This is a genomic window from Kitasatospora sp. NPDC005748 (assembly GCF_040630735.1).
GTDB lineage: Bacteria > Actinomycetota > Actinomycetes > Streptomycetales > Streptomycetaceae > Kitasatospora.
The window spans coordinates 324,311-334,900 of the sequence record NZ_JBEXYD010000003.1 but is presented as its reverse complement, the minus strand read 5'-3'; the positions used below and the strand labels follow the sequence as shown (position 1 = coordinate 334,900).

Genomic DNA, 10,590 nt, shown 5'->3' with positions numbered 1-10,590 from the left:
CCGCGAGGTCTACCGCGCACTGACCAGCACTCCAACCTCACGAATCACCCAACCCGACCTTGCTCCTGCGGCTTGACGTCTATAGGAGCATCCCCGCGCTCCGCCCTCCCGCGCCTGACGGGTCGCCCGTCGCCCCCTCCGGCGCGGCGGGTGGGTCGCGTGCCGCCTCCCGGGGCCCGAGTCGCTGACGGGGCGTCAGATCAGGATCCCCGGGGTGGTGCAGACTCGTGACAAACCCAACCTGTCTGGAGCAGTGCCGCGCCGGGTACCGTACGGCCGTGAGCAACTCGACGCCTCCCGGGTGGTACCCGGTACCGGGTGCGGACGGCACGCCCGGTCATGAGCGCTGGTGGGACGGCAACGCCTGGACCAGCGACGTCCGCCCCCTCCAGGCGGGCGGCGGCGGGCTCGCCGACGCCCCGACCCAGGTCTCCTGGCAGACCCCGCAGCAGCCCGCCCCCGTCTCCCCGCCGCCCGCGTACGGCTACGGCGCGCCTCAGCAGGGCACGCCCGGCTACGGCTACCCGACGCCGGACCAGCAGGCCTACGGCTATCCGCAGGGCGGCTATCCGCCGTCGCCCGGCCGGATGAAGCCGGGCGCGGTCGTGGGGATCGTGGTCGGCGTGCTGGCCGTGGTCGGCGTGGTCGCCGCGATCGCCCTCAACAGCGGCGGCGATCCCAAGGCCGACCCGGAGCCGGTGCCGACGGTCACCGTCACCGACACCCCGAGCCGGACGCCGAGCCCCGGCCCGACCACGCGCACACCCGCGCCCACGCCCACGCCGGCCCCCAGCCTGCCGCCGGTGCCGGTGGTCAAGGACACCGCCGCGGACGCCCAGCACTCCATCACGGTGCCGATCTTCCAGGGCTGGGACTCGCAGACCGACACCACGCACTCGACGGTCTTCCTGGGCAGCGGCCGCTACACCTGCCCGAGCGGCGGCTCCTGCATCAGGGGCCAGTTCTCGGTGGAGAAGGACACCATCGCGGGAGCCTCGGCCCGGGCGGCGGCGGAGGCGGCGATGCCCACCTACGCGGCGGCGATCTTCACCGGGATCACCTCGCACACCGACGCGGGCTCCGCCAACACCACCGTGGCGGGCGTCTCCGGCTACGCGGTGCGGTGGCACATCACCACCTCGGACGGCACCAAGGGCTACATCCTGCTGGCGGCCGTCCCGGCCAAGGGCGGTGGCTTCGTGGCCTTCGAGGGCGGGGTCGACGACGCCGCGGGCGCACCCGATCCCACCGTGCTCGACCAGATCCTCAAGGGCATTAAGCAGGACGGCAGCGGCTCCGGCTCCGGCACCTGAGCCCGGGCGTCCGACGCCACCGGCACCCCGAGCGGGTGTCCGAGCCACCCGCTCGGGCACCCGCTCCGGCGTTCCGGCCGCCACCGGGCCGGACCTCCCGCCGGGCCGGACCCTTCGCCGGGCCGCTCCCGGTACCGCTCCCGGGTCAGTCCCCGTACCGCTCCCAGAGCTTGGGGAACCGTTTCGCCATCGTGTCCGGGTCCTCGAAGTCCAGCGCGGTGCCGGCCGGCCGCGCGGGCTGCCGGTCGCCCACCTCGGGCAGCGGCAGCCCGGTCAACTGCTCGTACGCCTCGTCGGCCGCGTAGCCCAGGTCCTCGGCCTCGCCGTCCTCCTCCTCGTCGAACTCCGGGAGCAGGTCGGCAAGATCGTCCGGCTCGTGCAGGCCGCCCTCGAACACCTCCCGCCCCTGGCCGATCAGCCAGCAGCGGAAGTAGTCGAAGGTGTCCTCGGAGGCGCCGTCCAGCAGCAGGTGGGCCGCGCCCCACAGGTCGGTCCGGTAGGCGCGCTGGAACCGGGCCTCGAAGAGCCGCGCGAAGTCGATGACGTCGTCCGGGGTCAGTTGGACGAGCCGTTCCACCAGCCGTTCCGCCTGCTCGTCGGGGTCGCCGTCGGCGTCCTCCCGGGTGTCGTCGATGATCTGCCAGAAGTCGGTCTCGTCCATCACCGCTCCAGCATCCCTGTTCGCCCGCGCGATCGCATGCGATGGGCCCGGCGAAACGCGGGCCGCGCCGGGGGAGTACGGGTACCGAGGCCGGTGCCGGGCGGCCGGGCGCCAACGCGGAACCCCGCGCCGTCCGGGGACGACGCGGGGTTCCGTACTGCGTGGGCTGCCGTGGCGGCCGGCTCAGAGGCCGAGCTCGACCTCGAACTCGCCGGCCTCCAGGATCTCCTTGACGGCCACCAGGAAGCGGGCGGCGTCGGCGCCGTCCACCAGGCGGTGGTCGTAGGAGAGCGACAGGTAGGTCATGTCACGGATGCCGATGGCGGTGCCGCCGTCGGCCTCGATGACGACCGGGCGCTTGACCGTCGCGCCGATGCCCAGGATGGCGACCTGGTTCGGCGGCACGATGACGGTGTCGAACAGCGCACCGCGCGAACCGGTGTTGCTGATGGTGAAGGTCGCGCCGGACAGCTCGTCCGGAGTGATCTTGTTGCCGCGGACCTTGCCGGCCAGCTCCGCGGTCTTCTTCGAGATGCCGGCGATGTTGAGGTCGCCCGCACCCTTGATGACCGGGGTCATCAGACCCTTCTCGGAGTCCACCGCGATCCCGATGTTCTCGGAGTCGAAGTAGGTGACGGTGCCCTCGGCCTCGTTGATGCGGGCGTTGATCACCGGGTGGCTCTTCAGCGCCTGGGCGGCGGCCTTGACGAAGAACGGCATCGGGGACAGCTTCACGCCCTCGCGGGCGAGGAAGGCGTCCTTGGCCTTGCCGCGCAGCGAGATGACCTTGGTGACGTCCACCTCGACGACGCTGGTCAGCTGGGCCTGCTCGTGCAGGGCCTTCAGCATGTTGTCGCCGATGGCCTTGCGGATGCGGGTCATCTTGACCGTCTGGCCACGCAGCGGGGACGGCGCGGCGGCGGCCTTCGGCGCGGCGGCCGGGGCGGCAGCGGCGGGGGCCGGAACGGCCTTCGCGGCCTCGGCGGCGGCGATGACGTCCTGCTTGCGGATGCGGCCGCCGACACCGGTGCCGGTGACGGAGGCCAGGGCGACGCCCTGCTCGGCGGCGAGCTTGCGCACCAGCGGGGTGACGTAGGCGTCACCGCTGTCGGCGGCCGGCGCGGCGGCCGGAGCCGGGGCGGCGACCGGAGCGGCCGGAGCCGGCGCGACCGGGGCCGGAGCCGGAGCGGCGACGGGGGCCGGGGCCGCGGCGGGGGCCGGGGCCGGCGGGGCCACCGGGGCGGCCGGAGCCGGAGCCGGAGCCGGAGCCGGAGCCGGAGCCGGGGCGGGAGCGGGAGCGGCAGCCGGAGCCGGAGCGGCCGGGGCCGCGCCTGGGGCGCCGATCAGCGCGAGCTGGGCGCCGACCTCGGCGGTCTCGTCCTCGCCGACCAGGATCTTCACCACGACACCGGCGACCGGCGACGGGATCTCGGTGTCGACCTTGTCGGTGGAGACCTCGAGCAGCGGCTCGTCGACCTCGACCGTCTCACCCTCGGCCTTCAGCCAGCGGGTGACGGTGCCCTCGGTGACCGACTCGCCCAGCGCGGGGAGCAGCACCGGGGTGGCGTCGGCGGCCGGCGCGGCGGCCGGGGCGGCCGGAGCCGGAGCCTCGGCGGCCGGGGCGGGGGCGGCGGGCGCCTCTGCGACCGGGGCCGGGGCGGCGGCCGGAGCGGCCTCGGCGGCCGGGGCCGCGGCGGGGACCGGCGCGCCGGAGCCGTCGTCGATGACCGCCAGCTCGGCGCCGACCTCGACGGTCTCGTCCTCGCCGACCTTGATCGAGGCCAGGATGCCCGAGGCCGGGGCCGGGATCTCGGTGTCGACCTTGTCGGTGGAGACCTCGAGCAGCGGCTCGTCGACCTCCACACGCTCACCCTCGGCCTTCAGCCAACGGGTGACGGTGCCCTCGGAAACGCTCTCGCCCAGCGCGGGCAGTGTTACTGAGACCGCCATGGTTTCAGCGACTCCTATCAAGTCTTGCGTACTGGAATGGGGGGAGTGGGGCGTGATCAGTCGTGCGCGTGCAGCGGCTTGCCGGCCAGCGCCAGGTGCGCCTCGCCCAGGGCCTCGGACTGGGTCGGGTGAGCGTGGATGAGCTGCGCGACCTCGGCCGGCAGAGCCTCCCAGTTGTAGATCAGCTGCGCCTCGCCGACCTGCTCGCCCATCCGGGCGCCGACCATGTGGACGCCGACCACGGCGCCGTCCTTGACCTGGACGAGCTTGATCTCGCCGGCGGTCTTCAGGATCTTGCTCTTGCCGTTGCCGGCCAGGTTGTACTTGAGGGTGACGACCTTCTCCTTGCCGTACAGCTCGACGGCCTTGGCCTCGGAGATGCCGACGGAGGCCACCTCGGGGTTGGAGTAGGTCACGCGGGGGACGCCGTCGTAGTCGATCGGCACGGCCTTGAGGCCGGCCACGCGCTCGGCGACCAGGATGCCCTCGGCGAAGCCGACGTGGGCCAGCTGCAGGGTCGGGACGAGGTCGCCGACGGCGGAGATGGTGGGCACGTTGGTGCGCATGTACTCGTCGACGAGCACGTAGCCGCGGTCCATCGCGACGCCGTTCTCCTCGTAGCCGAGGCCGGCCGAGACCGGGCCGCGGCCGATGGCCACGAGCAGCAGGTCGGCGTCGATCTGCTTGCCGTTCTCGGTGGAGACGCGCACGCCGGTCTCGGTGTACTCGACACCGGAGAAGCGGGCCTTCAGCTCGAACTTGATGCCGCGCTTGCGGAACGCGCGCTCCAGCAGCTTGGAGGAGTTCTCGTCCTCCAGCGGGACCAGGTGCGGCAGCGCCTCGACGATGGTGACGTCGACGCCGAAGGACTTCCAGACCGAGGCGAACTCGACGCCGATCACGCCGCCGCCGAGGATCACGGCGGACTTCGGGATGCGGTCGAGCTTGAGCGCGTGGTCCGAGGAGATCACGCGGTCGCCGTCGATGGTCAGGCCCGGCAGCGACTTCGGCACGGAGCCGGTGGCGAGGACGATGTGGCGGCCCTCGACGCGCTGGCCGTTGACGTCCACCGAGGTCTGCGAGGAGAGCTTGCCCTCGCCCTGGATGAAGGTCACCTTGCGGGAGGCGACCAGGCCCTGCAGGCCCTTGTACAGGCCGGCGATGACGTCGTCCTTGTACTTGTGGACGCCGTTGATGTCGATGCCCTGGAAGGTGGCCAGAACGCCGAACTCGGCGGCCTCCTTCGTCTCGTCCGCGATCTCGGCGGCGTGCAGCAGTGCCTTGGTCGGGATGCAGCCGCGGTGCAGGCAGGTGCCGCCCAGCTCACCCTTCTCGACCAGGGCGACGCTCAGACCCAGCTGGGCGGCGCGGAGCGCCGCGGCGTAACCGCCGCTTCCGCCTCCGAGAATGACTACGTCGAAAACGGTGCTGGCGTCGTTCGCCACGTCACGTCCTCCATGCAATGGGGTGGGTCGCCGGGCCGGTCGCGGTCCGGTGGGTCGGAAGCCTTTGTGGGGCGCCCAGTCGTGCCGGAAATACATCTTCGCACTTGTTCACGGCAGCTGATGTCCGGGTCCACCCCAGGGGCGTCCCAAAGGGTGGTCACAGGGGCGGGAACAGCCCCGACCGAAGGGCATCATCGCAGCTCAATGCGGGCTTGACAGCGGCGGGAGCGCCCTTTGGCGCGACCCGGCCCGCCCCCGGTTCCGCACTGTGGAACAAAGTTTCGCCCGCAGCGAACAGAGGTGCGGACGGGCTTCCGCCTTCTACTCGCAGGTAACAGCGCCGCGGGCGGGCGAGCACCCGCCGGGGGCGGGCCGGCCCCGGGAACGCGGACGGGGTCCGGCGCGAGTGCACGGGACCCCGTCCGTCCGAACCCCGGATCAGGCCTTGTCGCCCGCCGCGGTCCGCTCGGCGAAGCGGACCAGGGTGCGCACCGCGCTCGCGGTACCGCCCTTGGGGGTGTAGCCGAACGGCGCGCCCTCGTGGAAGGCGGGGCCGGCGATGTCCAGGTGGGCCCAGTCGATGCCCTCGGCCACGAACTCCTTGAGGAACAGGCCGGCCACCAGGCCGCCGCCCATCCGCTCGCCCATGTTGGCCAGGTCGGCGATGGTCGACTCGGTCATGCCCTTGCGCAGCTCGGCCGGCAGCGGCATCGGCCAGGACTGCTCGCCGGCCTCGCCCGCGACGGTGTGCAGGGTCTCGCGCAGCTCGTCGTTGTTGGCCATCACGCCGAAGGTGCGGCTGCCCAGCGCCAGCATCATCGCGCCGGTCAGCGTCGCCACGTCGACGATCACGTCCGGGTTCTCCTCGCCGGCGCGCACGATGGCGTCGGCCAGCACCAGGCGGCCCTCGGCGTCGGTGTTCAGCACCTCGACGGTCTTGCCGCCGTACATGCGCAGCACGTCACCCGGGCGGGTGGCGGTGCCCGACGGCATGTTCTCGGCCAGCGCCAGCCAGGCGGTGACGTTGACGGCGAGGCCCAGGCGCTTGGCGGAGACGACGGCGGCGAACACCGCGGCCGCGCCGGCCATGTCGCACTTCATGGTCTCGTTGTGGCCGGCCGGCTTCAGCGAGATGCCGCCCGAGTCGTAGGTGATGCCCTTGCCGATGAACGCCAGGCTCGCCTTGGCCTTCGGGTGGGTGTAGGCCACCTTCACCAGCCGCGGCGGGTTGGCCGAGCCGTTGCCGACGCCGAGCAGGCCGCCGAAGCCGCCCTTGAGCAGCGCCTTCTCGTCCAGCACCTCGACCTTGAGGCCGTGCTCCTTGCCGGCCGCCTGGGCGATCGCGGCGAAGCCCTTGGGGTTCAGGTCGTTCGGCGCGGTGTTGACCAGGTCGCGGGCGCGGTTCATCTCCTCGCCGAGGACGACGGCGCGCTCGACGGCGGCCTTGGCGTCCTTGCTGCCCTTGCGGACGGTCAGCAGCACGAGCTCGCCGACCGGCTCCTTGGCGCTGCCGTTGCCCTTGTAGGTGCCGAAGGAGTAGGCGCCGAGCAGGCCGCCCAGCGCGACCGCCTCGACCTCGTCGGCGGACTCGGCCGGCAGGGCCAGCGCGGCCTTCTTGCTGCCGCCCAGGGTGCGGGCGGCGACACCGGCGGCGCGGCGCAGCGTCTCCAGGCCGTAGCCGGCGTCGGCGGCCTCGCCGAGGCCGACCGCGAGCACGAGCGCGGCCTTCAGGCCGGCGGGGGAGGGGACCTTGACGGCCTCGCCCTCGGCGCCGGTCGCGCCCAGGGTGGTGAGGACCTCGGCCAGCTTGCCCTCGAACGCCTCGCTCACGGCCTCGGCGCCCGGCGCCAGCACGATGCCCTTCGGGCCCTTCGCCACACCGATCACCACGGCGTCCGCGCGCAGCGAGGCGGCGGAGGAGGTGCTCACAGACAATGCAGTCACGTAATGCGTCCTGTTCTATCGCGGTCCACGGCACCGGTCACGGCACGGCTGCCGCACCGGCGCAGCCCGGGGCCGCCACTGCGGGCCGTCCCGCCGGAGCGGGCCGGGTCCGGGGCTCCTGGCGCGTGCGTCCACCGGTCACGGCGGCCGCACACACCAGAAGCCCCGGCTCCTCGACGCGCGTCGGCCGGGCCGGACCTGCGACGGTGCAGGGCTGCGGTGCTCCACGCATGGTAGTCCGCATGCTGGGATCACGCGCCGCCGGTGTCCCAACGCCGGGAGCGGGGGCCGGCGGCGGGTCTCAGCCCATCAGCGCGAGGGTGACCAGGGTGCCGGTCGCGGCGGTCTCCGCCATCGCGCCGAGGACGTCCCCGGTGATGCCGTCGAACCGGCGTACGCAGCGCCGCAGCAGCAGCCAGGAGCAGCCGAGGCCGACCGCAACGGCCAGCGGCAGCCGGAGGACTGACGAGCCGTCGAGCAGGCCGAGGGCGGCCAGCAGCAGCGCCGAGCCGGCCGTCGCCGCCACCGCCGCGGCCGGCGGCACGGTGCCGGCCACCATCGCGCCGAGCCCGCCCGGCCGGGCGGCCGGCACCGGGCGCAGGCAGCCCCAGCCGAGTGCGCACCGCGCGGCCGTCGCCGAGGCGAGCACCGCGAGCGCGCCGCCGGCCGGCGACGCGTCGAACCGGCCGGCCAGTGCGGCGATCTGGGCCAGCAGCACCAGCACCAGGGTCAGTACGCCGAACGGCCCGATGTCGGACTGCTTCATGATGCGCAGGGCGTCCTCGGCCGGTCTGCCGCTGCCCAGGCCGTCGGCGACGTCGGCCAGGCCGTCCAGATGCAGGCCCCGGGTCAGCGCGGCCAGCACGCCGACGGCGGTCACCGCGCCGAGCGGCCCGCCCGCGCGCCAGGCCACCAGCGCTCCCGCGCCCGCGGCCAGTGCCCCGAGCGTCAGGCCGACCACCGGCGCCGCCGTCATCGCCCGGCCCGCCGTGGGGCGGTCCCACCGCTCGACCCGCACCCTCAGCACGGAGAGCGTGCCGAACGCGAACCGCAGCCCCTCACCCCACCGGGCCGGCTCCCGTGCCGAAGCGTCCTGCATGGCCCGCCGCTCCTCGCATCCGTACCGTGGTGCGCCGCGCACCGCGACGACCCGCCCCCCGTCCGGGCCCCGGGGCGGTCAGACCCGGCCGAGCAGCTCCGCGGCCGAGGGCAGCTTCGGCTGCTCCTTGGGGGCCGCCGGGGTGCTCGGGGCGGGCGCGTGCTCGGCCAGGGCGTCCGCCGCGGCCTGCAGCAGCGGCAGCGCCATCAGCGCGCCGACGCCCTCGCCCATGGTGATCTCCTGCTCCTGCAGGGGCGTCAGGGTCAGCCGGTCGTAGGCCTTGGCCTGGGCCGGCTCGCCGGTGGACTGCCCGGCCCGCCACCACTCCGGCGCCCGGAACGCGATCCGCTGCGCGACCAGCGCGCAGGCGGCCGAGACCACACCGTCCAGCACCACCGGGAGCTTGCGGACCGCGGCCTGCAGCAGGAAGCCGGTGATCGCCGCGAAGTCGGCACCGCCGGTGGCGCCGAGCAGCGCCAACTGGTCACCCAGCACCGGCCGGGCCCGCCGCAGCGAGTCCCGGACGGTCGCGCACTTGACCATCCACACCCGGTCGTCGATGCCCGAGCCGCGCCCGGTCACCGCGGCCGCGTCGGTGCCGCAGAGCGCGCCGACCAGGACGGCCGCCACGGTGGTCGCGCCGACCCCGAGGTCGCCCAGGACGATCAGGTCGGTCCCGGCGTCGGCCTCCTCGTCGGCGACGGCCATCCCGGCCCGGAAGGCCTTGACCGTCTCCTCGGGGCTCAGCGCGTCCTCGACGTCGACCCGGCCGGAGCCGCGCCGCACCCGGTGGGCGACGACCTCGTCCGGGAAGTCGGAGGGGTCCGCGTCCACCGCGACGTCCACCACCCGCACCTCGGCGCCGAAGCGCCGGGCGAGCAGGGCGACCGGCGCGGTGCCGTCCAGCACCGCCCGTACCCGGGCGGCCGTGCCGCCCTGCGCGGGCAGCCGGGACACCCCGAGGGCCGCCACCCCGTGGTCGGCGGCGAACAGCAGCACCTTGGGCGCCGACAGTGGCCGCACCGGGGAGCGGCCCTGTACGGACGACAGCCAACTGCCCAGCTCCTCCAGCCGGCCGAGGCCGCCGCGCGGGCGGTCCAGCGCCTGCCAGCGCTCTTCGGCGGCCCGCCGGGCGCTCTCGTCGGGGCGCTCGACGAGCGAGGAGAACGTATCGAGATCCACGGTCGTGTCCATCGATCGGAAGGCTACACGCCGCGGGTGTTCAGCCCGCGGCGGGCTTGACCGTCAGAACCTGCCCCGCCACGACGAGCAGCACACGCTCCGAGGCGTCGGCCACCGCCATGTTCAGCCGGCCCAGGGTGTCGCGGAACCGGCGGCCCGAGGCGGTGGCCGGGACGACGCCCATGCCCACCTCGTTGCTCACCGCGACCACCGGGCGCCGGGTCGCCGCCCAGGCCCGGGCGAGCTCCTCGCAGCGCCGCTGGACGGCCGCCTCGCCGCCGTCCGCCCAGACCGCGTCGTCCCAGGCGCCGCACTCGTCCATCACCGCGGTCAGCCAGAGCGCCAGACAGTCGATCAGCACCGGCGCCGGGTCGGCGGGGTCGGCCAGGACCGCCGCCAGGTCGCAGGTCTCGGCGGTGCGCCAGCTCGCCGGCCGCCGGTCGCGGTGCAGCGCCACCCGCCGGGCCCACTCGGTGTCACCGTCGCGGGCGCCGCCGGTGGCCACGTACAGCACGTCCGGGTACCGGGCGAGCAACTGCTCGGCCCTGGTGGACTTTCCGGAGCGGGCGCCGCCGAGGAGCAGGGTGCGGGGGAGTGCGGGGTGGGCTGCCATGCCGTCCATCCTGCCAAGGCGGTGGCGCCCCGCCCCGCGCGGGCCCGGCCCGGCCGGGCGGGGAGCCGCGACCCGGCCGACAACGCGGCCCCGGTCAGGCATACGGAAGATCGGGCCGGGCAGGCTAAGGTGCGCGCAGCAGCAGGCAGCGCACAGGTCGTCAGTGGGAGGAACCGGGCATGGTCTGGACGTGGCGGTACGAGAAGGCGGACGGCACCGTGGTGGCCCCGGGCGGCGGCCAGGAGGAGGAGTTCGCCGGCCAGGGGGACGCCGAGACCTGGATCGGGGAGAGCTGGAAGCAGCTGGCCGAGGACGGCGTGGACACCGCGGTCCTGCTCGACGACGGCCGGGAGATCTACTCGATGAGCCTGCACGAGGCCTGA

The 10,590-nt window shown here is 74.3% G+C and carries 8 protein-coding genes and 1 pseudogene; 2 read left to right on the top strand and 7 right to left on the bottom strand.

Going from position 1 to position 10,590, the window contains the following annotated elements; all coding sequences use genetic code 11:
• Positions 1-278: 278 nt before the first annotated feature.
• Complete coding sequence (locus tag ABZ495_RS04625; RefSeq protein WP_359834375.1) at positions 279-1,313, top strand: DUF2510 domain-containing protein; 1,035 nt, start codon at positions 279-281, stop codon at positions 1,311-1,313.
• Positions 1,314-1,458: 145 nt separating this feature from the next.
• Here ABZ495_RS04625 and ABZ495_RS04620 read toward each other — a convergent pair whose 3' ends face one another.
• From ABZ495_RS04620 to cobU, 7 genes and pseudogenes are all read right to left on the bottom strand, one after another.
• The gene (locus tag ABZ495_RS04620; protein ID WP_359834374.1) at positions 1,459-1,974 is read right to left on the bottom strand and encodes a DUF4240 domain-containing protein; all 516 of its coding nucleotides are present in this window, start codon (positions 1,972-1,974) and stop codon (positions 1,459-1,461) included.
• A 183-nt stretch (positions 1,975-2,157) separates the two neighbouring features.
• Positions 2,158-3,924 carry a 2-oxoglutarate dehydrogenase, E2 component, dihydrolipoamide succinyltransferase gene (sucB, locus tag ABZ495_RS04615; protein ID WP_359834372.1) on the bottom strand — a complete coding sequence of 589 codons (1,767 nt, stop codon included), beginning with the start codon at positions 3,922-3,924 and terminating at the stop codon, positions 2,158-2,160.
• 56 nt (positions 3,925-3,980) lie between these two features.
• The gene (gene lpdA, locus ABZ495_RS04610) at positions 3,981-5,369 is read right to left on the bottom strand and encodes a dihydrolipoyl dehydrogenase (RefSeq protein WP_329487334.1); all 1,389 of its coding nucleotides are present in this window, start codon (positions 5,367-5,369) and stop codon (positions 3,981-3,983) included.
• Between the two features lie 438 nt (positions 5,370-5,807).
• The gene (locus tag ABZ495_RS04605; RefSeq protein WP_359834371.1) at positions 5,808-7,313 is read right to left on the bottom strand and encodes a leucyl aminopeptidase; all 1,506 of its coding nucleotides are present in this window, start codon (positions 7,311-7,313) and stop codon (positions 5,808-5,810) included.
• 301 nt (positions 7,314-7,614) lie between these two features.
• Entirely contained in the window at positions 7,615-8,412 is a 798-nt protein-coding gene (locus tag ABZ495_RS04600; RefSeq protein WP_359834370.1) for an adenosylcobinamide-GDP ribazoletransferase, read from the bottom strand.
• A 78-nt stretch (positions 8,413-8,490) separates the two neighbouring features.
• Positions 8,491-9,606: a nicotinate-nucleotide--dimethylbenzimidazole phosphoribosyltransferase gene (locus ABZ495_RS04595; RefSeq protein WP_359802669.1), complete on the bottom strand. Its 1,116-nt coding sequence runs from the start codon at positions 9,604-9,606 to the stop codon at positions 8,491-8,493.
• Positions 9,607-9,634: 28 nt separating this feature from the next.
• Positions 9,635-10,195 (bottom strand): annotated as a pseudogene (cobU, locus tag ABZ495_RS04590) (bifunctional adenosylcobinamide kinase/adenosylcobinamide-phosphate guanylyltransferase); the annotation flags it as partial.
• A 191-nt stretch (positions 10,196-10,386) separates the two neighbouring features.
• Between cobU and ABZ495_RS04585 the strand changes: the two are divergent.
• The gene (locus ABZ495_RS04585) at positions 10,387-10,590 is read left to right on the top strand and encodes a hypothetical protein (protein ID WP_359802666.1); all 204 of its coding nucleotides are present in this window, start codon (positions 10,387-10,389) and stop codon (positions 10,588-10,590) included.

What these genes read in the sequence shown, in the direction of transcription:
- sucB (WP_359834372.1), bottom strand. Translation starts at nt 3,924, where the DNA reads ATGGCGGTCTCAGTAACACTGCCCGCGCTGGGCGAGAGCGTTTCCGAG.
- ABZ495_RS04585 (WP_359802666.1), top strand. Translation starts at nt 10,387, where the DNA reads ATGGTCTGGACGTGGCGGTACGAGAAGGCGGACGGCACCGTGGTGGCC.
- ABZ495_RS04600 (WP_359834370.1), bottom strand. Translation starts at nt 8,412, where the DNA reads ATGCAGGACGCTTCGGCACGGGAGCCGGCCCGGTGGGGTGAGGGGCTG.
- ABZ495_RS04620 (WP_359834374.1), bottom strand. Translation starts at nt 1,974, where the DNA reads ATGGACGAGACCGACTTCTGGCAGATCATCGACGACACCCGGGAGGAC.
- ABZ495_RS04595 (WP_359802669.1), bottom strand. Translation starts at nt 9,606, where the DNA reads ATGGACACGACCGTGGATCTCGATACGTTCTCCTCGCTCGTCGAGCGC.